This is a genomic window from Crossiella sp. CA198, from assembly GCF_052078295.1.
Lineage (GTDB): Bacteria > Actinomycetota > Actinomycetes > Mycobacteriales > Pseudonocardiaceae > Crossiella.
Genome location: NZ_JBQJIM010000022.1, coordinates 79,408 through 101,991, shown reverse-complemented (window position 1 = coordinate 101,991; position 22,584 = coordinate 79,408). Strand labels below are relative to the sequence as shown.

Annotated in this window: 23 protein-coding genes; 16 read left to right on the top strand and 7 right to left on the bottom strand. The window is 71.6% G+C overall.

Features of this window, described 5'->3' with window-relative positions; translation table 11 throughout:
* Nucleotides 1-78 precede the first annotated feature (78 nt).
* The 7 genes from typA to dapC all read left to right on the top strand — a co-directional run bounded on the left by typA (nt 79) and on the right by dapC (nt 8,901).
* A complete protein-coding gene (gene typA / locus ACTOWY_RS32315; RefSeq protein WP_441313386.1) occupies nt 79-1,995 on the top strand; it encodes a translational GTPase TypA in 1,917 nt (638 codons plus the stop codon).
* Nucleotides 1,996-2,181: 186 nt separating this feature from the next.
* Nucleotides 2,182-3,951 carry an ABC transporter family substrate-binding protein gene (locus ACTOWY_RS32310; RefSeq protein ID WP_441313385.1) on the top strand — a complete coding sequence of 590 codons (1,770 nt, stop codon included), beginning with the start codon at nt 2,182-2,184 and terminating at the stop codon, nt 3,949-3,951.
* 110 nt (nt 3,952-4,061) lie between these two features.
* Nucleotides 4,062-5,858, top strand: coding sequence for an ABC transporter family substrate-binding protein (locus ACTOWY_RS32305; protein ID WP_441313384.1), 1,797 nt, complete (start codon nt 4,062-4,064; stop codon nt 5,856-5,858).
* A 116-nt stretch (nt 5,859-5,974) separates the two neighbouring features.
* Entirely contained in the window at nt 5,975-6,853 is an 879-nt protein-coding gene (mshB, locus tag ACTOWY_RS32300) for an N-acetyl-1-D-myo-inositol-2-amino-2-deoxy-alpha-D-glucopyranoside deacetylase (RefSeq protein ID WP_441313383.1), read from the top strand.
* Nucleotides 6,850-7,305: a hypothetical protein gene (locus ACTOWY_RS32295; RefSeq protein ID WP_441313382.1), complete on the top strand. Its 456-nt coding sequence runs from the start codon at nt 6,850-6,852 to the stop codon at nt 7,303-7,305. The genes mshB and ACTOWY_RS32295 overlap by 4 nt, the downstream gene beginning before the upstream one ends.
* Before the next feature lie 172 nt (nt 7,306-7,477).
* The gene (fdxA, locus tag ACTOWY_RS32290; protein ID WP_247755832.1) at nt 7,478-7,798 is read left to right on the top strand and encodes a ferredoxin; all 321 of its coding nucleotides are present in this window, start codon (nt 7,478-7,480) and stop codon (nt 7,796-7,798) included.
* Nucleotides 7,795-8,901, top strand: coding sequence for a succinyldiaminopimelate transaminase (gene dapC / locus ACTOWY_RS32285; RefSeq protein ID WP_441313381.1), 1,107 nt, complete (start codon nt 7,795-7,797; stop codon nt 8,899-8,901). The genes fdxA and dapC overlap by 4 nt, the downstream gene beginning before the upstream one ends.
* On the opposite strand, the gene ACTOWY_RS32280 is transcribed toward dapC, so the two are convergent.
* Both ACTOWY_RS32280 and dapD read right to left on the bottom strand, forming a co-directional pair.
* Nucleotides 8,890-9,789: a CHAD domain-containing protein gene (locus ACTOWY_RS32280; RefSeq protein ID WP_441313380.1), complete on the bottom strand. Its 900-nt coding sequence runs from the start codon at nt 9,787-9,789 to the stop codon at nt 8,890-8,892. The genes dapC and ACTOWY_RS32280 overlap by 12 nt on opposite strands.
* A gap of 10 nt (nt 9,790-9,799) precedes the next feature.
* A complete protein-coding gene (dapD, locus tag ACTOWY_RS32275) occupies nt 9,800-10,789 on the bottom strand; it encodes a 2,3,4,5-tetrahydropyridine-2,6-dicarboxylate N-succinyltransferase (protein WP_441313379.1) in 990 nt (329 codons plus the stop codon).
* 90 nt (nt 10,790-10,879) lie between these two features.
* Between dapD and dapE the strand changes: the two genes are divergently transcribed.
* Nucleotides 10,880-11,959: a succinyl-diaminopimelate desuccinylase gene (dapE, locus tag ACTOWY_RS32270; RefSeq protein ID WP_441313378.1), complete on the top strand. Its 1,080-nt coding sequence runs from the start codon at nt 10,880-10,882 to the stop codon at nt 11,957-11,959.
* 105 nt (nt 11,960-12,064) lie between these two features.
* Here the strand turns inward: dapE and ACTOWY_RS32265 are convergent, their stop codons facing one another.
* On the bottom strand, nt 12,065-12,727 hold the full coding sequence (locus ACTOWY_RS32265) for a response regulator (protein ID WP_441313377.1): 663 nt from the start codon (nt 12,725-12,727) through the stop codon (nt 12,065-12,067).
* A complete protein-coding gene (locus tag ACTOWY_RS32260) occupies nt 12,724-13,863 on the bottom strand; it encodes a sensor histidine kinase (protein ID WP_441313376.1) in 1,140 nt (379 codons plus the stop codon). The genes ACTOWY_RS32265 and ACTOWY_RS32260 overlap by 4 nt, the downstream gene beginning before the upstream one ends.
* Before the next feature lie 135 nt (nt 13,864-13,998).
* Here ACTOWY_RS32260 and ACTOWY_RS32255 point away from each other — a divergent pair, with 135 nt between their 5' ends.
* The 4 genes from ACTOWY_RS32255 (at nt 13,999) to ACTOWY_RS32240 (ending at nt 17,197) form a co-directional block, all read left to right on the top strand.
* On the top strand, nt 13,999-14,934 hold the full coding sequence (locus ACTOWY_RS32255) for an ABC transporter ATP-binding protein (RefSeq protein ID WP_441313375.1): 936 nt from the start codon (nt 13,999-14,001) through the stop codon (nt 14,932-14,934).
* A complete protein-coding gene (locus ACTOWY_RS32250; RefSeq protein WP_441313374.1) occupies nt 14,931-15,779 on the top strand; it encodes a hypothetical protein in 849 nt (282 codons plus the stop codon). Before ACTOWY_RS32255 ends, ACTOWY_RS32250 begins: the two co-directional genes overlap by 4 nt.
* Nucleotides 15,780-15,855: 76 nt before the next feature.
* Nucleotides 15,856-16,641 (top strand): TIGR00730 family Rossman fold protein, encoded by a 786-nt coding sequence (locus ACTOWY_RS32245; RefSeq protein WP_441313373.1) that lies wholly within the window; start codon nt 15,856-15,858, stop codon nt 16,639-16,641.
* Nucleotide 16,642: 1 nt separating this feature from the next.
* Nucleotides 16,643-17,197, top strand: a complete 555-nt coding sequence (locus tag ACTOWY_RS32240; protein ID WP_441313372.1) for a TIGR00730 family Rossman fold protein — start codon at nt 16,643-16,645, stop codon at nt 17,195-17,197.
* Here ACTOWY_RS32240 and ACTOWY_RS32235 read toward each other — a convergent pair.
* The 3 genes from ACTOWY_RS32235 to ACTOWY_RS32225 all read right to left on the bottom strand — a co-directional run bounded on the left by ACTOWY_RS32235 (nt 17,185) and on the right by ACTOWY_RS32225 (nt 19,856).
* The gene (locus ACTOWY_RS32235) at nt 17,185-17,733 is read right to left on the bottom strand and encodes a hypothetical protein (protein WP_247755842.1); all 549 of its coding nucleotides are present in this window, start codon (nt 17,731-17,733) and stop codon (nt 17,185-17,187) included. The two genes, ACTOWY_RS32240 and ACTOWY_RS32235, sit on opposite strands and share 13 nt — an antisense overlap.
* 73 nt (nt 17,734-17,806) lie before the next feature.
* Nucleotides 17,807-18,247 carry a VOC family protein gene (locus ACTOWY_RS32230; protein ID WP_441313371.1) on the bottom strand — a complete coding sequence of 147 codons (441 nt, stop codon included), beginning with the start codon at nt 18,245-18,247 and terminating at the stop codon, nt 17,807-17,809.
* A 31-nt stretch (nt 18,248-18,278) separates the two neighbouring features.
* Nucleotides 18,279-19,856 carry a CocE/NonD family hydrolase gene (locus ACTOWY_RS32225; protein ID WP_441313370.1) on the bottom strand — a complete coding sequence of 526 codons (1,578 nt, stop codon included), beginning with the start codon at nt 19,854-19,856 and terminating at the stop codon, nt 18,279-18,281.
* A 132-nt stretch (nt 19,857-19,988) separates the two neighbouring features.
* Here ACTOWY_RS32225 and ACTOWY_RS32220 point away from each other — a divergent pair, with 132 nt between their 5' ends.
* The 4 genes from ACTOWY_RS32220 to ACTOWY_RS32205 are packed head-to-tail and all read left to right on the top strand — an operon-like array spanning nt 19,989 to nt 22,563.
* Nucleotides 19,989-20,606: a hypothetical protein gene (locus tag ACTOWY_RS32220; RefSeq protein WP_441313369.1), complete on the top strand. Its 618-nt coding sequence runs from the start codon at nt 19,989-19,991 to the stop codon at nt 20,604-20,606.
* Between the two features lie 10 nt (nt 20,607-20,616).
* Nucleotides 20,617-21,549 carry a glucosyl-3-phosphoglycerate synthase gene (locus ACTOWY_RS32215; protein WP_441313368.1) on the top strand — a complete coding sequence of 311 codons (933 nt, stop codon included), beginning with the start codon at nt 20,617-20,619 and terminating at the stop codon, nt 21,547-21,549.
* A gap of 28 nt (nt 21,550-21,577) precedes the next feature.
* Nucleotides 21,578-21,916, top strand: coding sequence for a PadR family transcriptional regulator (locus tag ACTOWY_RS32210; protein ID WP_086783113.1), 339 nt, complete (start codon nt 21,578-21,580; stop codon nt 21,914-21,916).
* Complete coding sequence (locus ACTOWY_RS32205) at nt 21,913-22,563, top strand: hypothetical protein (RefSeq protein ID WP_441313367.1); 651 nt, start codon at nt 21,913-21,915, stop codon at nt 22,561-22,563. Before ACTOWY_RS32210 ends, ACTOWY_RS32205 begins: the two co-directional genes overlap by 4 nt.
* Nucleotides 22,564-22,584: the final 21 nt, after the last annotated feature.

The window sequence follows — 22,584 nt, the reverse complement described above, 5'->3', positions numbered from 1 at the left end:
GGATAGCATGGGGTGGGCTACGAAGCGGCGCAGAAGCCGGTGGCCATCTCCCAACAGGCAGATTCCGAGGAGTTTCGCGTGCCCACCGCCGCGCCGGCCACCGTCAGGACCGATCTTCGCAACATCGCCATCGTCGCGCACGTCGACCATGGCAAGACCACTCTCGTCGACGCGATGCTCCGGCAGTCGGGGGCCTTCGCCGCCCGCGCCGAGCTGGTCGACCGCGTCATGGACTCCGGTGAACTGGAGCGCGAGAAGGGCATCACCATTCTCGCCAAGAACACCGCCGTGAAGCGACTCACCCCCGAGGGGGTCATGACCATCAACGTGGTCGACACCCCCGGCCACGCCGACTTCGGTGGTGAGGTCGAACGCGGCCTGGCCATGGTCGACGGTGTGGTGCTGCTGGTGGACGCCAGCGAGGGCCCGCTGCCGCAGACCCGGTTCGTGCTCCGCAAGACCCTGGCCGCCGGTCTCCCGGTGATCCTCGTGGTCAACAAGGTGGACCGGCCGGACGCGCGCATCTCCGAGGTGGTCGAGGAAACCCACGACCTGCTGCTGGAGCTGGCCTCCGACCTGGACGCCGAGGGCGTCGAGCACCTGGACATGTCGGCCGTGCTGGACCTGCCGGTCGTCTACGCCTCCGCTCGCGCGGGCAAGGCCAGCCTGGAGCAGCCCGCCGACGGCGGCATGCCGGACGCGGAGAACCTGGACGTTCTCTTCGACGTGCTGCTGGAGCACGTGCCGCCGCCCACCGGCGACGCCGAGGCCCCGCTGCGCGCCCTGGTCACCAACCTGGACGCCTCCGCCTTCCTCGGCCGGATCGCGCTCTGCCGCATCCACGCTGGCCAGATCCGCAAGGGCGAGTGGGTGGCCTGGTGCCGTGAGGACGGCACCACGCAGCGAGTCAAGATCACCGAGCTGCTGATCACCGAGGCGCTGGAGCGGGTGCCCGCCGAGTTCGCCTCCGCCGGTGACCTGGTGGCCATCGCCGGTATCCCGGAGATCACCATCGGCGACACCCTCGCCGACCTGGACAACCCGGACCCGCTGCCCCGGATCACCGTGGACCAGCCCGCGATCTCCATGACCATCGGTGTGAACACCTCCCCGATGGCAGGCCGCAACGGCGGCGACAAGCTGACCGCCCGCCTGGTCAAGGCCCGGCTGGACACCGAACTGGTCGGCAACGTCTCGATCAAGGTGCTGCCCACCGAGCGTCCGGACACCTGGGAGGTGCAGGGCCGTGGCGAGCTGGCGCTGGCCATCCTGGTCGAGCAGATGCGCCGCGAGGGCTACGAGCTGACCGTGGGCAAGCCGCAGGTGGTCACCAGGACCATCGACGGCCAGCTCTGCGAGCCGTTCGAGCGCCTGACCGTGGACACCCCCGAGGAGCACCTCGGCTCGGTCACCCAGCTGCTGGCCAACCGCAAGGGCCGGATGGAGAACATGTCCGGCCACGGCTCCGGCCGGATCAAGCTGGACTACGTGATCCCGGCGCGCGGCCTGATCGGCTTCCGCACCGAGTTCCTCACCGAGACCCGCGGCGCCGGCATCGCCAACCACGTCTTCGAGGGCTACTTCCCGTGGGTGGGCGAACTGCGCACCCGGCACACCGGCTCGCTGGTGTGCGACCGCACCGGCGCGGTCACCAGCTACGCGATGATCCAGCTGGCCGACCGCGGCACCTTCTTCGTGGAGCCGGGCGCCGAGGCCTACGAGGGCATGGTCGTGGGCGAGAACCCGCGCTCGGAGGACCTCGACGTCAACGTCTGCCGGGAGAAGAAGCTCACCAACATGCGCTCCTCCACCGGCGACGAGCTGGAGCGGCTGGCCCGCCCCCGCAAGCTGAGCCTGGAAGAGGCCCTGGAGTTCTGCTCCAGCGACGAGTGCGTCGAGGTGACCCCCTCGGTCATCCGCGTCCGCAAGCTGATCCTGGACTCGACCCTGCGCGGCCGCGAGCGCTCCCGCGCCAAGACTCGCGACAAGGCGTGATCTGAAAGTCTGACCGGACGCCCCCGCGGGCCGCTGTTCGCGGGGGCGTCCGCTTTTCGAAGGGCATCCCGCACAACCTGAACCGGGGTTCAGACGTCCCGTTCACAGGGCTTCGGCTACGGTCTGGGAGCCTCTGCACCACCAGCCTGGCGTTGGCTGGGGTGATCATCTAGGGAGGAGTGCCGAGTGGGCTCGGCCGCATCCAGGACACGGCGTTGCGCTTTCGTCCTGCTGGGCGTCAGCGTGCTGGCCGCCTGCACGAGCACCCCGCCGCCACCGCTGGTGACCTCCGGCGCGCAGGGCGCGCCGACCAAGGTGATCGACGTCAACGAGGTGCTGGTCGGGGTGGACCGGCTGGCGCGCGGGTTCAACCCGCACGTGCTGGCCGACCAGTCGGTGGCCACCACCGCGCTGGCCACGCTGATCCTGCCCTCGGCCTTCCGGCCCGGCCCTGACGGCGTGCCGCGGCCCGATCCGGCGGTGCTCAACAGCGCCCAGGTCACCAAGAGCGAGCCGTTCACCGTCACCTACTCGCTGCGCAAGGACGCCTCCTGGTCCGACGGCGGGCCGATCGCGGCCGAGGACTTCGACTACCTGTGGCGGCAGATGACCACCCAGCCGGGCACGGTGAACCCGGCTGGCTACCGGCTGATCAGCAACGTGGTCTCCAGGGACAGCGGCAAGACGGTCGAGGTGGTCTTCAGCAAGCCCTACCCCGGCTGGCGCTCGCTGTTCCGCAACCTGCTGCCCGCGCATCTGCTCAAGGACGCCTTCGGCGGCTGGAACGCGGTGCTGGACACCAGTTTCCCGGCCTCCGGCGGCCGGTTCTCCATCCGGCAGCTCGACCTGGTCCGCGGCGAGGTGGCGCTGGAGCGCAACGACCGCTACTGGGGCACCCCGGCCACGCTGGGCCGGATCGTGTTGCGCCGCACCGACGTGCCCGGTCTGACCGGGGCGCTGCGCAGCGGCAACGACCAGCTCCTGGTGCTCACCCCCGACCAGGCCGCGATGGAGCAGCTGGCCGCGCTCGGACCGGTGGCCAAGCTGACCACCATCCCGCGTGGCAGCACGGTGCAGCTGCTGCTGCGCCCGGTCAGCCCGGTGCTGGCCGATGTCCGCATGCGCACCGCGCTGGTCAGCGTGATCGACCGCAACGCGCTGATCGCCGCGGGCACCGGCAACGGCCCGGCAGCCAGCCAGCGGGCCGACGCCCAGGTCTACGGGCCGGTGCAGGCCGGTTACGCGCCGACCATGCCAGCGGACAGCCCGGCGGCGCGGCCGGATCACGGCCGGGCGGACGCGCTGCTCACCGAACTGGGTTACCGGCGGGACGCGGCAGGCAAGTGGGCCAGGGAGGGACGGCCGCTGGGCATCACCATCGGCGCGCCGACCGACCGCGAGCCCTACGCCTCGCTGGCCGGCCTGATCCGGCGGCAGCTGGCCGATTTCGGCATCGACGCCAAGATCACCAATTCGGGTGGCGACCAGCTCTTCGGCGAGATGCTGCCCAGCACCCCGCCCACGGCCACCAGCACCACCGCGCCGAGCAGCAGCACCAGCGCCCCGCCGACCTCGGCCACCGGCACGCCCAGCGTGGACGCGGGCGTGGTCGACCTGGCGGTGGTGCCGCAGGTGGTGGACGGCGATCCGGCCACCGTGCTGGCCTCCGGCTTCGGCTGCCCCGCCGTGCAGACGGATCCGCCTGCCAACCCGGCCGGGTTCTGCGACCGCACCCTGCAACCGGTGATCGACTCCGCGCTGACCGGGGCCGCGCCACTGGCCCAGGTGCTGCCAGGGATCGAGACCACGCTGTGGCAGCAGGTGATCGCGGTGCCGCTGTTCCAGCTCGCCGACGTGCTCGCCACCGGGACCGAGGTCACCGGGGTGGACCCTGGCCCGCCGTTCGCCGGTCCGTTCACCACGGCCAACACCTGGAAGCGCAACCTGCCCAAGTAACGCTCCGCATAACGGCATCACCCTTTGGTCACGATCCGTGGCCTGATGGTGACCGCCGCTGCGGGTCTCCATAACCTCCGCACGTGTCCCTGTCAACGGTAGGAGTACCCGTGCGCGCGTTTGTGGCGGTCCTGACCTGCCTCGCGCTGGTCGCGGGCGCCTGTTCCTCCGCGACGGACGACGCCGGCCTCAACGGCGACAGCCAGCGCACCGGCGCCAAGGGCCGCGAGCCAGGCGCCGACCGCTACAAGCTGCCCGCGGTGCGCTCCGGCGGCGAGGTGGTCATCGGCCACGACCTGCCCTACACCGTGTTCAACAACCAGGTCGCCGACGCGGGCAACTTCAACAACACCCTGGCGCTGACCCCGGTGCTGGCCGGTCCGTTCGTGCACGAGGACACGCTGCTGCCGCTGCTCAACACCGATGTGATGCTCAGCGTGGAGCTGACCTCCACCGCCCCGCAGGTGGTCACCTACCGGATCCGGCCGGGCGTGCAGTGGTCCGACGGCGCGCCGTGGGACTGCGACGACTTCTACCTGGCCTGGCTGGCCCAGAGCGGCAAGGCGGTGCGCAACGACGCCACCGGCGCCCCCGTCTCCGGCCCGGATGGCAAGCCAGCCAAGTACTTCCGGCCGGCGGCCACCACTGGCTATGAGCTGATGACCCCGCGGTGCAAGGACGATCTGACCTTCGTCACCACCTACGACAAGCCCTTCCCTGACTACAAGAGCCGCTTCGACGCCACCCACCTGATGCCCGCGCACGTGCTGGAGCGGGAGACCGGCATCGCCGACATCACCAAGGTCGGCCCGAACTCCCCGGACGCCGAGCTGGAGAAGGTGTCCAAGTTCTGGAACACCGGCTGGACCGGGTTCAGCCCGCGGCTGATGCCCGGCTCGGGGCCGTACCGGATCGAGAGCTGGCAGCCGGGCTCACAGGTCCGGCTGGTGCGCAACGAGAAGTGGATCGGCAACCGGGGCGGCCCGGCCTCGGTGGTGCTGCGCAGCGAGGCCGATCCGGCCAACCAGGTGCGCGCCCTGCAGGAGAACAAGATGCAGGTGATCGCGCCGCAGCCGGATCCGAACACCGCGGCCACCCTGCGCGGGCTGGGCGCCCAGGGCGTGAAGTACTCCGCGGGCGGCGGGCTCACCTTCGAGCACCTTGACCTGAACTGGCGGCGGGCGCTGTTCCAGGACAAGGCGGTCCGGCACGCCTTCGCCCAGTGCGTGCGGCGCGGGGAGATCGTGCAGAAGGTCGTGCGCGGCGTCGACCCCTCGGCCAGACCGCTGAACAGCCTGCTGTTCCTGCCCAGCGAGGACGGCTACCGGGACAACTACGGCAACTTCATGCTGGACAGCCCGGAGGAGGCGGTGAAGACGCTGCTGGCCGCGGGCTGGCGGCGGGACGGCCGGTACTTCGACAAGGGCGGCAAGACACTGGAGATCCGGATCAGCCACAACGGGCTGCCCCGGCGCAAACAGACCGTGGAGCTGATCCAGTCCTCCTGCGAACTGGCCGGCATCAAGATCGTTGATGACACCGATCCGGCCTTCCTGGACGGGCGCAACAGCCGGGGCGACTACGACGTGGCGCTCTTCGGCTGGGTGGGCACCCAGTGGAAGTCGGACAAGAAGGGCATGTACGCCAGCACCGGCGGGCAGAACTGGAGCGGCTGGTCGAACCAGACCGTGGACGCCGAGCTGAACCAGGTCGGCTTCGAGCTGGACGCGGCCAAGCGCACCGACCTGCTCCAGCACGTGGACCGCACGCTGGCCGAGGAGATCACCTCGCTGCCGCTGTTCCAGGTGCCCACGATGGTCGGCTACCGGGACACCATCGACAAGGTCACCTACCACCCTCGGCTGGGCGTGACCTGGAACGTGGCCGAGTGGGAAGTCAGCGACTAGGTGGCGTACCGGCCGCACCCTGATGGCTGAATGTCGCGCAGCGTCACACTGAAGAGTTACCGCGCTGTGGTGACATCTGGCAAAACGGTTCAACTCTGAGCCACTAGGCTATTCCGGTGACACTGACCGCCCCACCACGGTTGCTGCTGGTACACGCTCATCCGGACGACGAGAGCCTGTGGACCGGCGGCACCATCGCCCGTTATGCCGCCTATGGCGCGCATGTGACCGTTGTCACCTGCACCCTGGGCGAAGAGGGCGAGGTCATCCCCGAAGGCCTGCGCGGCCTGGGTCCGGAGGCCGCCGACCAGCTCGGCGGCTACCGGGTCGGCGAACTGCGCGGGGCCTGCGCCGCCCTCGGCGTGATCGACCACCGCTTCCTCGGCGGCATGGGCCGCTGGCGGGACTCCGGCATGGCCGGGACCGCGGCCAACAAGCACCCGCGCAGCTTCGTCGCCGGTGACCTCGACGAGCAGACCACGGCACTGGCCGCGATCCTGCGCGAGGTGAAGCCGCAGGTCGTGGTGACCTACGACAGCTTCGGCGGCTACGGCCACCCGGACCACATCCGCGCGCACGAGGTCACCATGGCGGCCACCGCCGAGGTGCCCGGCATCGACCGGGTCTTCCACACGGTGACCGCGCGGGCGCACCTGGACCTCGGGGTGGCCGGGCTGAAGGAGCTGGACAGCCTGCCCTTCCGGCTGCCAGCGGACGGCGAGCTGCCCGCGGTGGACGACGCGCTGATCACCACCTCGGTGGACATCACCGATCACGTACCTGCCAAGCTCAGTGCGCTGCGCGCGCACGCGACCCAGGTGCAGGTGTGGCAGGGCAACGACGGCGCGGCCGCGTACGCCCTGTCCAACGGCATCGCCCAGCCGGTGCTGGCCACCGAGCAGTTCGTGCTGGCCCGCGGCAGCGCCGAGGGGATCGCCACCGACCTCTTCGGCGGGGGAGGTGCACCCGGTACGGACGGAGGCGGGACACGGTGACCGAGGTCGAGGAGCTACCGGTCGAAGAGCGCGCACGACGGCCGCTCCTCGAACGCGTGGCCGTGCTGGCCAACCCGGTCGTGCTGGTGGTGCTCATCCTGGACGCGGTGCTGCTGGCCTGGCTGGAGCTGCTCTTCCTGCCGCTGCGGGTGTGGGATTTCTGGCCGGATGTGCCGCGTGCCTACAACTGGCCGCTGCCGGTGACCATCCTCATCGCGGCGGTCACCACGCCCTGGCTGGTGCTGGCCGCGGCCCGGTGCAGCAGCCGGATGATCGTGGTCGCGCTGCCGTTCCTGGCCTGGCTCGGCGCGGTGGTCGTCTTCGGCGTGGCCGGGCCCGGCGGGGACGTGCTGCTGACCGACGACTGGCGCTCGCTGGTTCTTCTGTCAGTGGGTTCGCTGGCCGGAGCGGCCGCCCTAGGCACCCGGCTTACCCTGCCGCAGCCCCGCTGACCTGGGCACTATCACCTCTTTGTTCTTCTGGCGGCAGAAGATAGGCGCACCTAATTTCGCTGTGAGCGAGCCCACCAGGTGTGATTGTCACCGGCGGGCAAGGAATACTTGCCTGGTGTCGCGCTGAGCCCGACAGCGTGGCTGGAACGGACCAAGGAGCAGGAGACCTGCTGTGACCTACGTGATCGCCGAGCCCTGCGTCGACGTGCTGGACAAGGCCTGCATCGAGGAATGCCCGGTCGACTGCATCTACGAGGGCGACCGGATGCTCTACATCCACCCGGACGAGTGCGTCGACTGCGGCGCCTGCGAGCCGGTGTGCCCGGTGGAGGCCATCTACTACGAAGACGACACCCCGGATCAGTGGAACCAGTACATCAAGGCCAACGTGGACTTCTTCAGCGAGCTTGGCTCGCCGGGTGGCGCCTCGAAGGTCGGCAAGGTTTCCGCTGACCCGGACTTCATCAAGGCGCTGGAGCCCAGGGGCGAGTGAGCACCTCAGCCACACCGGACCGCTTCACGCTGCCCGACTTCCCGTGGGACTCGCTCGCCGGCCACGCCGCCCAGGCGCGTTCGCACCAGGGCGGGGTGGTCGACCTGTCCGTCGGCACCCCCGTGGACGAGGTTGACGGGAAGCTCCAGGCCGCGCTGAACTCGGTCGCCGGGATCCCGGGCTACCCGACCACGCACGGCACCGCGGAACTGCGCGAGGCCGCCGTCGGCGCGATGGCCCGGCGGTTCGGCGTGACCGGCCTTGACCCGGCGGCGGTGCTGCCGACCATCGGGTCCAAGGAACTGGTGGCCTGGCTGCCCACCCTGCTCGGGCTGCGGCCCGGCGATGTGGTGGCCCTGCCCGAGCTGGCCTACCCGACCTACGAGGTCGGCGCGCGGCTGGCCGGGGCCGAGGTGGTCCGGCTGGCCGATGGCCAGGCCCCGCCGCCTGGCACGAAGCTGGTGTGGCTGAACTCCCCGTCCAACCCCACCGGCCGGGTGCTGCCGGCCGGCCAGCTCGCCGAGGCGGTGCGCGCCGCCAGAGCCGTCGGCGCGGTCGTCGCCTCGGACGAGTGCTACCTGTCGCTGGGCTGGGACGCGCAACCGGTCTCCGCGCTGCACCCGGAGGTCCGCGACGGCGGCCTGGACGGGCTGCTCGCGGTGCACTCGCTGTCCAAGTCCTCCAGCCTGGCCGGTTACCGCGCCGGGTTCCTCACCGGGGACCCGGTCCTGGTGGCGCGGCTGCTGGAGATCCGCAAGCACGCCGGGATGATGGTGCCCCGGCCGGTGCAGGCCGCGGTCACCGCGGCGCTGGCCGACGACGAGCACGTGGCGCGCCAGCGGGAGCGGTACCGGGCCCGGCGCGAGGTGCTGCTGCCCGCGCTGAAGGCGGCCGGGTTCACCGTGGAGCACTCCACCGCCGGCCTGTACCTGTGGTCCACCCGTGGCGAGGACGCCTGGGACACGGTGTCCTGGCTGGCGCGGCGCGGCATCCTGGTCGCTCCCGGCACCTTCTACGGGCCCGGTGGCGGCAAGCACGTGCGGGTGGCGCTGACCGCCTCGGACGAGCGGGTGGCGGCTGCTGCGGAGCGGCTACAGAGCTGAGCGGCCGGTCTGTTCGAGGGTGAGCCAGACCGTCCACCAGGCGGCCCGGCGGCTCACCCGGCGGGCTTCTTCCCGTTCGACCAGCCTGCCGCCCACGAAGGCCAGGTCGAAGTCGATCACCTCGCCGTGTGCGCCCAGCAGTGCCCGCACCCGGTCCTGGGCCACGCAGGCGTCCTGGTGCTCGCCGAGCACGTCCTGGAAGTCGGTGGTCGCCTTGAGTAGCGGCCGGATCTTCTTGCCCAGCAAGGGCAGTGCCAGTTCGGCGGTGTAGCGCAGCCGCTTGCCGTCGATGCGCAGCGCGTGCAGCACGTCGTCGACCGGATCCGGTCCGGCCTTGGCCACCGCGCGGGCCAGCCGGTCGAATTCGCCCCGTACCAGCCCGGAGAGCGCGGTCAGCGTGTCCACGGGTGGTCCGGGCTCGGTGCTGGCCGCCTCGGCCGCCAGCGCGCTCAGCAGCCGCTGGTAGCGCTTGGCGTCCAGGGCCTGGTGCAGGGCGGCGCGGGCCTGCTCGCGCTCGGCGTGCAGTCCGGCGACCAGGGTGTGCACGGCGGCGCGTTCGTCGTCCGGGAAGTTCTCGGCCTCGGCGGTGAGCCGTTCGAGGAGCACGTCCAGATCGCGCACCGGTCCCAGCGCCCGGCCCAGCCAGCCCAGTTCGGCCCGCAGCCGGTCGGCGATCTTGCGGTCCAGGAACGGCCGGGCCGCCTTGAGCATGGCCCGCAGCCGCCGCACCGCGACCCGCATCTGGTGCAGGTCCTCGGCATCGGCCCCGGAGCGGGTGCCCGCCTCGTGCTCCTGCAACGCGGCGAGCCGGGCCGCCAGTGCCGCCCGCACGTGCAGGTGCACCGGATCGCCCGGCCCGAGCGTGGGTTTCCGTGTGATCTTCGGCACCCGGCCGATGCTAGTCGTTGGAGTGCAAAGCGGAGTTGAGCGTCACGCCGGTGCCCTTCCGCGCCTTCACGATCACCGCGCCGGTCACCGAGTCCCGGATGAACAGCAGTCCGTTGGACCCGGACAGCTCGCCCGCCTTGACCGTGGACCCGTCCGGCAGCGCGACCTTGGTGCCCGCGGTGACGTAGAGCCCGGCCTCCACCACGCAGTCATCGCCGAGGGAGATGCCGATGCCCGCGTTGGCCCCGAGCAGGCAGCGCTTGCCGATGCTGATGGTTTGCTTGCCGCCGCCGGAGAGGGTGCCCATGACCGAGGCGCCGCCGCCGACGTCGGAGCCGTCGTCCACCACGACCCCGGCGGAGATCCGGCCCTCGACCATGGAGGCGCCCAGGGTGCCCGCGTTGAAGTTGACGAAGCCTTCGTGCATCACGGTGGTGCCGCTGGCCAGGTGCGCGCCCAGGCGGACCCGGTCCGCGTCGCCGATCCGGATCCCGGCGGGCAGCACGTAGTCGACCATCCGCGGGAACTTGTCCACGCTGTACACGGTCACCGGGCCGCGCCCGCGCAGCCGCAGCCGGGTCGCCTCGAAGCCGGGCACCGGGCAGGGGCCGTGGTTGGTCCACACCACGTTGGCCAGCAGCCCGAACATGCCGTCCAGGTTCTGCCCGTGCGGCTGGACCAGCCGGGCGGAGAGCAGGTGCAGGCGCAGGTAGATGTCGTGCGCGTCCAGCGGCTTGTCGGCCAGCCTGGCGATCGCGGTGCGCACCGCGACCACCTCGACGCCGCGGGCGGCGTCCGGGCCGAGCAGCGCGGCCACGTCGGGACCGAGCGCGGTCGCGGCGTCCTCGGCGGAGAGCCGTTCAGTGCCGCCCTGGCCCGGCTCGCCGAGCTTGGGCTCGGGGAACCAGGTGTCCAGCACGGTGCCGTCGGCGGCGATGGTGGCCAGGCCGACGCCGTACGCGCCGGTGACCTGCGGATCAGTGGTCTGCTCGGTGCTCACCGGAGCATGGTAACTGGTGCACCGGGGTAGCGGTCCTTACCGGGGGTCCGCAACCGCCCGGGACACCCGGCGCTGGGTAGCCTGCCGGGCGTGACCACGCGCCTTGACCTCGCCGCTGACCCGATCGAGCTGACCGCCGCGCTGGTGGACGTGCCCAGCGTCTCCGGCAACGAGGCCGCCCTGGCCGATGCCGTGGAGGCCGCGCTGCGCGAACAGGCCCCGCATCTGGAGGTGCTGCGCAACGGCGACACCGTGCTGGCCCGCACCAACCTGGGCCGGTCCTCCCGGATCATCTTCGCCGGGCACCTGGACACGGTGCCGATCGTGGACAACGTGCCGCACCGCCGCACCGGCTCCGGCGCGGACCTGGTGCTGCACGGCTGCGGCACGGTGGACATGAAGAGCGGTGACGCGGTGATGCTGCACCTGGCCGCCACCGTCACCGAGCCCGCCTACGACCTGACCTTCGTCTTCTACGACTGCGAGGAGATCGAGGCGGTCCGCAACGGCCTCGGCCGGATCGAGCGCGAGCTGCCGGAGTGGCTGGCCGCGGACCTGGCCATCGTGTGCGAGCCCAGCGGCGCGGTGATCGAGGCCGGGTGCCAGGGCACCATCCGGATCGAGGTGCGCACCAGGGGCAAGCGCGCGCACACCGCGCGGGCCTGGATGGGCAGCAACGCCATCCACGCCGCCAGCGAGGTGCTCAACCGGCTCACCGGGTACGAACCGCGGGTGCTGGAGATCGACGGCTGCACCTACCGCGAGGGCCTGCAGGCGGTGAAGGTCGGCGGCGGCGTCGCGGGCAACGTGGTGCCGGATGACTGCGTGGTCACCATCAACCACCGCTTCGCCCCGGACCGCACCCCAGAGCAGGCCGAGGCGCACCTGCGCGAGCTGTTCGCCGGCTTCGAGGTCGAGGTGGTCGACGTGTCTCCCGGCGCGCTGCCCGGCCTGCACGCGCCAGAGGCCAAGCAGCTGCTGGCCGCCTCCGGCGCCGACCCGGTGGGCAAGCTCGGCTGGACCGACGTGGCCCGCTTCGCCGCCCTGGGCATGCCCGCGGTCAACTTCGGCCCCGGCGACCCGTCCCTGTCCCACACCCCCGAAGAACACGTGCCCGCAGCCAAGATCACCCACTGCGCCGACGTCCTCCGCCGCTTCGTCACCGGCTGACCCACCCGGGTTCGCCGAACCGGGCGTACGAGTTGGCCCAAGTCGTACGCCCGGTTGGGCCAACTTGGCGTACGAGTTGGCCCAAGTCGGCGGGAGAGAGGGTGGCTAGGCCGGTCCGAGGCCGGACTGGAGGGCGAAGACGACCAGCTGGGCGCGGTCGCGGGCCTGCATCTTCAGCATCGCGCGGCTGACGTGCGTGCGGACCGTCTCGCTGCTCACCACCAGCTGGGCGGCGATCTCGTCGTTGGACATGCCGGTGGCCACCCAGCCGAGCACCTCGCGCTCCCGTTCGGTCAGGTGGGCCACGCCGGGGTGGCTCACCCGCGGCGGGCCGCCGGGGCGGGCGAAGCGGGCGATCACGCTGCTGGTCACCGAGGGCGAGAGCAGCGAGCCGCCCGAGGCCACCACCCGGACCGCGCGCAGCATCTCCTCGGGTTCGGCGTCCTTGAGCACGAACCCGCTGGCCCCGCAGCGCAGTGCCTCGAAGACGTACTCGTCCAGCCCGAAGGTGGTCAGCATGACCACCCGGACCTCGTTGAGCGCGGGGTCGGCGGTGATCTCGCGCAGCGCGGCCAGCCCGTCCTGCCCTGGCATCCGGATGTCCATCAGCACCACATCGGGCCTCAGCTCGCGCACCCTGGCCACGCCACTGATCCCGTCCGCGGCCTCGCCGACCAGCTCGGTGTCCTCTTCGCTGCCCAGCAGGGTGCGCACGCCGACCCGCACCAGCGCCTGGTCGTCCACGACCACCACCCGGATGACCTTCACACGCCCTCCCCGTCCAGTGGCAGCCGCGCCGCGACCGCGAAGCCGCCGCCCGCGCGGGGGCCCGCGGACAGTGTGCCGCCCAGCGCCCCGGCCTGGGCGTGCATGCCGCGGATGCCGGTGCCCGCGCCTGCCGGGACCCCGCCGCCCGCGCCGCCGGTGTCGGTCACCTCGACCAGTAGTTCGGCCGCGGTCCGGGTCAGGCTGATGTGCGCGGTGGCGCCCAGCGCGTGCCGGAGCACGTTGGTCAGCGCCTCCTGCACGATCCGGTAGGCGGCCGCGTCCACCGGCTGCGGCAGCTCGCCCGCCGCCCCGTCCAGGGTGATCTCCACCCCGCCCGCCAGCACCCGGTCGATCAACCGGGGCAGGTCGGCCAGGCCGGGCGCGGGCCGCAGCTCGGCCGCGCCGGGACTGCGCAGCGCCTCCAGCGCGAACCGCAGGTTCTCCAGCGACTCCCGGCTGGTCGCGCGCACCGCCTCCATCGCGGCCCGCGCCTCGCCAGGGCTGCGCTCCAGCACGTGCAGCGCCACCCCGGCCTGCATGGCGATCACCGCCAGCCCGTGCCCGATCGAATCGTGCAGGTCCTGGGCCATCCGCAGCCGTTCCTCGGAGACCACCCGGCGGGCCTGCGCCACCCGCACGTCGGCGCGGGCGGCCCGGCGCATCCGGATCGCGGTGCCCAGCACCAGCGCGGCGGCCAGGATCAGCACCCAGACCAGGGTGACGGTGAGCAGCCGGACCAGGTCGCCGAGGGTGTTCTCCTGCAGGTGCTTGGTGAACATCGCGATGATCAGCACGCCGAGGTAGGCGCCCACCGCGGCCAGCGCGCGCCGGACCGGCCAGCGGATCGAGACCAGGCAGACGATCGCGGGCACGGTGAACAGGATCGGCCCCCACGGGTAGCCCAGGGTCAGGTACAGCGTGACCGCGACCCCGTTGGCCGCCAGCGCGGGCGCGGTCCAGTGCCGGGCGGCCAGCGCGCCCGCGGCCAGCACGATCAGCAGGTAGGCCAGGAAATCCGGCCTGGCCGCCTCGGGCTGGAAGAAGGCGGCCGCCTGGGTGCCGATCAGGCCGGCGGCCAGGAACGGCAGGGCGGGCCACACGTCCCACAGGGTCGGCCGGTCGGCTTCGGTGCTCACGTCAGCAGACGATAGGAGCGCGGGCCCGATCCGGCGTCCCCACCGGCGCGTACCCGGCCTACGCGATCCCGCGTAGCCGAGCAGCCGCCGTCACGGTGACGACCCGGCAGCACCGCCGCGCCCAGGCTTCTCGGCATGACAACGCAGCTGAGCGCACCAACCCTGGCGCCGCCGGAGACACCGGCGGTGCGCACCCGGAAACTGACCAAGCGCTACGGCGCGCACCTCGCGGTGGACGGGGTCGAGCTGACCGTGCGCCGGGGCGAGGTCTACGGCTTCCTCGGCCCCAACGGCGCCGGCAAGACCACCACCCTGCGGATGGTGCTCGGCCTGGTCCGGCCCACCTCGGGCTCGGCGACCGTGCTCGGCGAGCGCGCGGGCACCCCGGCGGCCAACCGCCTCATCGGCGCGCTGATCGAGGGGCCGGGTTTCTTCCCCTACCTCAACGGCCGGGACAACCTGCGGGCGCTGGCCCGGCACCGCGGCCTGCCGGACGCCCACGTCGAGGCGGCCCTGGACAAGGTCGACCTGAGCGGTCGCGGCAAGGACCGGTTCACCTCCTACTCCCTGGGCATGAAGCAGCGGCTCGGCGTGGCCGCGGCCCTGCTCGGCGATCCGGAGCTGCTGATCCTGGACGAGCCCACCAACGGCCTTGACCCGGCCGGGGTCAGCGATATGCGCGCGCTGATCGCCGGGCTGTCCGCGGCCGGGCAGACCGTGCTGCTCTCCAGCCACCAGCTCAGCGAGGTGCAGGAGATCTGCGACCGGGTCGGGGTGATCTCCCGCGGCAGGCTGGTCACCGAGTCCACCGTGGGCGAGCTGCGCGGCTCCGGGCGGCTGCTGGTGCGGGCCGATCCGCTGGATGTCGCGCTGGCCGTGGGCATGCGGGTGGCCGGTGAGCACAACGTGTCCATTGTGGACGGTGCGCTGCAGCTGCGGGTGGACCCGCAACGTGCGGCCGAGATCAACCGCGCGCTGGTGACCGCGCGGGTGGACGTGCACGAGATCCGGCCGTCCGAACGCTCGCTCGAAGAGGTCTTCTTCGAGATGACCAAGGAGGACAACCGATGAACGCCATGGTGGCGACCAGCCGGGCGGAACTGTTCCGGCTGCGCAAGTGGCCGGCGGTCTGGGTGATCGGCGGCGCCTGGCTGGTGCTCAACATCATCTTCGTCTATGTGTTCAACTACCTGTCCTATGTGGACGGTTCCGGCTTCGCAGCGGGCACGCCCAAGGAGTTGCTGCTGGAGCGGTTGCTGCCGGCCGGGGTGCCGGTCGGGCTGGCCCAGGGCACGCCGATGTTCGGCGGCGCGATCATGCTGACCCTGGGCGCGCTCGCCGCGGGCAGCGGATTCGGTTGGGGCACCTGGAAAACCGTGTTCACCCAGGGCCGCGGCCGGCTGAGCGTGCTCGCGGGCATGGTGGCCGGGCTGGCCCTGGTGGTGCTGACCGTCGTGCTCACTACCCTGGTCGTGGACCTGGGCATCTCCACCGCGGTCGCGCTGGCCGAGGGCCAGGAGCTGGTGTACCCGGGCATCGGTCAGGTGCTGCGCGCGGTGGCCGGGGCGCTGCTGGTGCTGGGCATGTGGACCTCGGCCGGGGTCGCCCTCGGCACGCTGTCCCGCAGCCCGGCACTGGCCGTCGGCCTGGGCGTGGTGTGGGTGCTCGCGGTGGAGAACCTGCTGCGCGGGGTGGCCGGGGCGCTGGACTGGCTGGCGCCGGTCACCGATGTGCTGCCGGGTTCGGTGGCCGGGTCGCTGGTGGCCGCGCTCGGCGCGACCCCGGTGTCCCAGGGCGGCGCGCCCGGCGTGGTGGACACCCTCACCGCCTGGCCCGCGGTGGGTCTGGCCTGCGGGTACACCCTGGCCTTCGCCGCGCTGACGGTGTGGCTGGTGCGTCGTAGGGATGTCGGCTGAATCCGTGGGAGACCGGCCCCGGGGCGAGGACGCCCGGGGCCGGTCCGCGTTCGCCGGTCTCACTAGGCTGTGTGCTATGACGCTCGACCCCAAGGACCTCGCGTCCAGCCCCGAAGTCGATGTCCGCGAGAAGCAGCGAGGCCCGGTCACCCTGCGCCGCTCCAGCAGCGTGGAGGACACCACCACCGATCAGCGCCTGCTCGACTCGCGCGGTCCGTCCGACTGGGTGCACACCGACCCGTGGCGGGTGATGCGCATCCAGGCCGAGTTCGTCGAGGGCTTCGGCGCGCTGGCCGAGCTGCCGCGCGCGGTCACCGTGTTCGGCTCGGCCCGCACCCCGAGGGACCACCCGGAGTACGAGACCGGCAGGCAGCTGGGCAAGGCGCTGGCCGAGGCCGGATTCGCCTCGATCACCGGCGGCGGCCCCGGCGCCATGGAGGCGGTCAACCGCGGCGCCCAGGAAGCGGGCGGCAAGTCGGTCGGCCTCGGCATCGAGCTGCCGTTCGAGCAGGGCCTCAACCCCTGGGTCGACCTCGGCGTCAACTTCCGCTACTTCTTCACCCGCAAGACCATGTTCGTGAAGTACTCCCAGGCGTTCATCTGCCTGCCCGGCGGCTTCGGCACCCTGGACGAGCTGTTCGAGGCGCTCACCCTGGTGCAGACCAAGAAGGTCACCAAGTTCCCGGTGGTGCTCTTCGGCACCGAGTACTGGCAGGGCCTGTATGACTGGCTGCGCGATTCGGTGGCCAAGTCCGGCAAGGTGGGGGACAAGGACCTCGCCCTGCTGCACCTGACCGACGACATCAACGACGCGGTACGCGTGGTCGAGGAGGCCTACAAGGCCTGGGAAGACGCGCACTGACATGAGGGTCTGCGTCTTCTGCGGTTCGTCCCCGGGTAAGGGCGAGAAGTACGTCGAGGCCGCCAAGCGGCTCGGCACGGTCCTGGCCGAACAGGGCGTGGAACTGGTCTACGGCGGCGCCAGCGTCGGCACCATGGGCGTGGTGGCCGACGCCGCGCTGGCCGCGGGCGGGCGGGTGCAGGGCGTGATCCCGCAGGGCCTGTGGGACCGCGAGGTGGCCCACCACGGGCTCACCGAACTGCACGTGGTGGCCGACATGCACGAGCGCAAGGCCAAGATGGCGGCCCTCTCGGACGCCTTCATCACGCTGCCCGGCGGCCTGGGCACCTTCGAGGAGCTGTTCGAGGTCTGGACCTGGGCGCTGCTCGGCATCCACCGCAAGCCGATCGCGCTGCTGGACGTGGACGGCTACTACCAGCGGCTGCGCGAGTTCGTGAACCACGCGGTCGAGGAGGAGTTCGTCGCGCCCCAGTACCGCGACCTGGTCTTCGTCGAGGAGGACCCGCTGCGCGCGCTGAAGACCTTCGCCGAGCGTGGCGCGGGTCAGCCCGGCTGACTCAGCGGTCGGCAGGTGACGCAGTGGCGGTCCGGCGCCAACCGGGCCGCCTCGGCGTCACTGAGCCGCCGCTGTCCCGGGTGCCAGGAGTACCGCGCCTCGTGCACGTACTGCTGCAGGCTGCGCCCAGGATGCGTCGGCCCGGCGCCCGGCACGGTCGGGCAGTCCCAGCGGTGCAGGGTCCCGCTGTTGACCAGGAACGGATACCGCCCCGCGTCCGCGAACCGCCGCCGCGCCTGCTCGAACTCGGCCAGCGCCCGCCGGTACCCCTCGGCCCGGTCCTCACACCGTGGACAGCACCCGCTGTTGGGCACACAGGCCCGCGCCGCCGCGAGCAACTCCGCCCGCGCCTCCGCAGCCGAGGTCCGCCCACCCTCGATCGCCTCCAGCAACCGCACCACCACCGGCAGCTCGACATCCCAGCCGAACCCCGGCACATCCCGCCGCCGCTGCGAGGACCACCCACCCCAACTCAGCGCCACATCCTCGTGACGCGACTCAGCCAGCTCAATGTCCACCCGGAAGCTGCGCGACATGGGCCCGCACTCTAGGAACCCAGCCCTTTCCCCGGACGGGTGAACCCCCTTGATGGCGGAGCGTGGCCACTGCTCAGGCCACGCAGAACTGGTTGTCCTCCGGGTCCAGCAGCACCACGAAGTCCAGTTCGCCGTCCCACTCCACCCGCCGCAGCACCCGGCCACCCGCGGCCACCAGCCGCGCCACCTCGGCCTCGATCAGCGGCGCCCGCTCCGCCGCGGGCCTGGTCCGCCCGCCGCTGACCTTGAGATCCAGGTGGATCCAGTTCTTCCCGGCATGTTTTTCCGGCACCTGCTGCAGGAAGATGTTCGGCCGGTTGCCCGCCGGATCGCACAGGTAGGCGCCGTCGAAGAAGTCGTCGGTGTCCTGGTAGCCCTTGAAGTCGAAGAACGCCTGCCAGCTGGCCCAGCCTTCCGGGGGTGGCTGCTTCACGTAGCGCAGCGCCACCTCCCAGAAGGCGGACATGGTGACCGCGTCCCGGCAGTCGATGGTCAGGTTCCAGGTGGTCGGCATGGCGCGACGCTAGACCCGGCCACCGACAGCCTCAGCCCAGCGGCAGGTCCAGGCGGGACGGGTTGTTCGCGGGGGAGCTGAAGGTGACCGAGCCGCCGATCTTGCTCTCGCCGCGGTAGAGGCCGTCCACGGTGTCCAGCACGACCGCGATCCGGTGACCGGCCGGCACCGGGTGCACCAGCGGGTCCAGCGCGATGTCGATGGTCTTGGCGGCGCCAGGAGCCACGTCGAGCAGGGTGTGCGGCTGGTGGGTGAGCAGGCGGCCGGTGCCGGTCACACCGACGTCGTACAGGTAGGCCACCACGGTGCTGCGGGCACTGCTCGGGGTCACCGTGACGTGCAGTTTCGGCGTGCCGCGGACGGTGGCCGGACTGGTGAGCACCGGGGTCTGCCAGACGCCGGCGTTGGTGCGCAGCACGCCGGGGATCCAGGCGAACTGCGGGATGCCCAGGGCTTCCGCGCCGCCGGTGAGGATGGCGGTGCCGCCGTTGGCGATGGTGTCGATGCCCGCGCCGATCTCGTGCGACCAGCCGGTGCGGGCCGAGCCGGTCAGCTCGCCGGTGCGGTCCACCACGGGGGTCAGGCCGGAGAGGTACAGCTTCTTCGGCGCGGCCTCCAGCGCGGCCCAGCTGTCATAGCCCTTCCAGTTGCCGCCCAGGGTCGGGCGGACCTGCACCGGGGCTTCCTTGTCGATGCCGTTGGCCGCGCCGCGCAGGTGCCGGTCGAACCAGCGGTGCACCGAGGTCCAGGTGTCGTTGGGCAGGCCGATCAGGCCGGTCAGCTCCGGGACGGCGTGATCACCGGGCTGGAACTCCAGCCGCTTGGGCACCTGGAGCCTGGTGTAGAAATCGGCGATCTGGCCTGCCGGGAACAGGCTGTCCGACCAGCCGTTGGCGATCAGCACCGCGGGCTTGTTCGCGTTCAGCCCGGCCAGCTGCTGGGCGGGGCTGCGCTCGGGCGCGAGCTTCATCGCCTCGACCCGGTCGTTGCGGTCGTAGGCGGCCAGGGTGTCGTTGAGCTTCTGGCCCGGACGGCCGGTGAGCTTGCCGGCCAGCGCGAGCAGGCCGATCGCCTGCTGGCTCCAGGTCTGGTTGGGCAGCAGCGCGGCGGCCAGGTCGGCCCAGGCGCTCAGCGCGGCCACCGCGCGCACCCGCTTGTCCTTGGCCGCGGTCAGCATGCTGATCCCGGCGCCGTAGGACACCCCGGCCAGACCGATCTTGCCCGGGTCGGCGCTGGTGTTGGCCAGCACCCAGTCGATCGCGCTGGAGGCGTCCGAGATGTCCTCCGGACCGGCCACCTCGATGGTGCCGCCGGACTCCCAGAACCCGCGGGTGGTGTAGCTCAGCGCCACATAACCGGCCTCGGCCAGTTTGCGGGTCTGCGCGATGTACTCCAGGTTGTTGACGCTCCAGCTGGAGATCAGCACCACCGCCGGGTGCGGTCCGGGCCCGGCCGGGCGGAAGACGTGCGCCCCCAGTTTCGTCCCGTCCTTGCCGGTGATGGTCAGGAACTCCGGTCCCGCCGGAGCCGCACTCGCCACGGGAGCGAGCGAACCGCTGGTCACCAGCGCGGTCAGCGCTGCCAGCAGGAGTAGGACGAACCGACGCATGTGTGACCTCCAGTGACCCTTACCGGTCAGTAGGACAAAGTGACGGGGGACACAAAGGTGACGCTGTTGTGTCTGAAGTCACAGCGAGGTCGCCGATAATGCGCACTCGATGCGGGGTGGCACGATCGAGGGGTGACGCCACTCCGCTTCGGGTCAGCCGACCGCGATCTGCCGGGCGACCGCGCGCTGGTGCTGGCCGTGGTCGACCCGGCCGTGACCGCCGTCGAGACCGCGCTGGCCGAGGGCGCCGACCTGCTCGACCTGGGCACGGCCGAACCGGACTTCATCGCCGAGGTCCGCGCCCGGCACCCGCGCCTGGTGCTGGCCGCCACTCCCGGCCAGATGTACGGCCAGTGCGAGGCCGGGATCGACCTGCTCGACGGCACCGGTGGCGACACCGAGATCCCGGAGACCGCCGCCCAGTACGGCGTTGGCCTGATCGCGCCCACGGCCAAGGTGGCCGACTGGTCGCAGTGGTTGCAGGTGCCCAGGGCGGGGGTACTGCTGGACTGCCCGTCAGGGCCTGACCTGCTCCGGCGGCTCGACCAGTCGACCGACTGGCCGCGGCTGATCACGTTGCCGGACAACGGCTTTGGCGACGAGGCGCTGGCACTGGCGGCGCTGGCCGCCTGGCGCGGGGTGCGGGTGTTCCGCACCCGCGAGGTGCCCAGGGTGCGGCAGGCGCTGGAGATGGCCGCCAGCATCCACGGCAGCCGGCCACCCGCCGCGGTGCTGCGCGCCCTGACCTGAGAGGACCCTTGTGCGGCAACGGATCGAGGACTGGTTTGGCGCGCGTTCCTGGCAGAGTCCACAGTGGACTTCCGAGGAGCTGGTGGCGGCCAAGGCCGGGCGCACGGTGAGCGTGGTGCTGCCCGCGCTGGACGAGCAGAAGACGGTGGGCGCGATCGTCGCGGCGCTGCTGCCGATGGCCAGTGGGCCGCACCCGCTGGCCGATGAGCTGGTGGTGCTGGACTCCGGCTGCACCGACGCCACCGCCGAGGTGGCCGCCGCGGCCGGCGCCAGGGTGGTGCGCCGCGAGGACGTGCTGCCGGAGCTGCCGCCGCGGCCGGGCAAGGGCGAGGCGCTGTGGCGCTCGCTGGCCGCCACCACCGGCGACCTGGTGGTGTTCCTGGACTCCGACCTGGTCGACTTCGACCCCGGCTTCCTGCCCGCGCTGCTCGGCCCGCTGCTCACCGAACCCGAGGTCGCGCTGGTCAAGGGCTTCTACCGGCGCCCGCTGCGGCTGGAGAGCGAGGGCGGCGGCCGGGTCACCGAACTGCTGGCCCGCCCGGTGCTCAACGCGCTGCGCCCGGAACTGGCAGGGATCGTGCAGCCGCTGGGCGGGGAGTACGCCGCGCGCCGGGACTTCCTCTGCTCGGTGCCCTTCGCCCCCGGCTACGGCGTGGAGATCGGTCTGCTGCTGGACGCGCACGCCCGGTACGGCCTCAACGGGCTGGCCCAGGTGAACCTCGGCGTGCGCAAACACCGCAACCGCTCGCTCGCCCAGCTCGGCGTGATGGCCCGGCAGATCCTGGGCACCGCGCTGTCCCGGTGCGAGGTGGAAGCGGATGCGGGGCCCTACATCCAGTTCACCCAGGTCGCCGGGGAATGGCTGCCGGATTCCACCGAGATCGCGCTGGTAGACCGGCCGCCGATGAGTGAGATCCATCGCATGTGTAGTGGGGCTACCTGATCTACTTAGGCTCCCCTACACTCAACGTGTGAAGTCGGACGCTCTACGTGGGCACCTGGACGCCCTGCTGCTGGCCACTCTCGACGGCAGGGAGCTCCACGGTTACGCGATCATCGAGGCACTGCAGCTACTCAGCGGCGGAGCGCTGGACCTGCCGACCGGGACGGTCTACCCGGCGCTGCGCAGGCTGGAACGGGCCGGATACGTCCGCAGCGAGTGGAGTACGGTTGCCGGGCGGCAACGGCGCACCTATCAGCTGACCGGCGCCGGGAAGCGGGCACTGGCCGCGGAACGCACCGCCTGGCGTGAGTTCACCGCGGCCATCGAGGGTGTACTCGGAGGCGGACCATGGCCTGCAAAGGCTTGATCGAGTCCTACCTGAGCGAGCTGGACTCGCGACTGAGCGGTCCGCGGGCGGCCAAGGCCGACCTGCTGGCCGAGGCTGAGCACAGCCTGCGCGATGTCGCCGAGGCGTACTCCGATGCCGGCATCGCCGATGCCGAGGCGCGGGCGGTGCGCGAGTTCGGCCCGATCCCGATGATCGCCCGCGAATACCAGGCCGAGCTGGCCGCCGCGCACGGCACGCACGCGATCCGCTCGCTGCTGCTGGCCATCCCGCTGATCCACGTCATCCACCAGGCCTCCCGCCAGGTGTGGGAAGGCGCGCTCTGGCAGGGCGGGGCGCTGCCGCCGGACTGGTTCCTGATGCTCACCAACGCCATCGACTATGTCTGGGTGCTGATCGCGGTGTTCTCCGTGCTCGCCCTGGTGGTCGGTAAACGGGTGGCGCAACGCTGGGTGTCGGCCCGGATGCTCGGGCGCTCGGCTGGCGCGTTCATGACCATCATGCTCGGCGGCTACCTGGTGCTGCAGTTGCCGATCGTGATCGGTGGCATGGCCATGGACGGCCTGCTACTACACCCTTCGGCGTTGCTCACCACCCTGGCCGCCGCGTTCGTGCTGGCCTACCTGGTACATCTGACCCGCCGTTGCTTCGTGTTGTCAGCCGCCTGAGACAGCACAGCGTCTTCATGC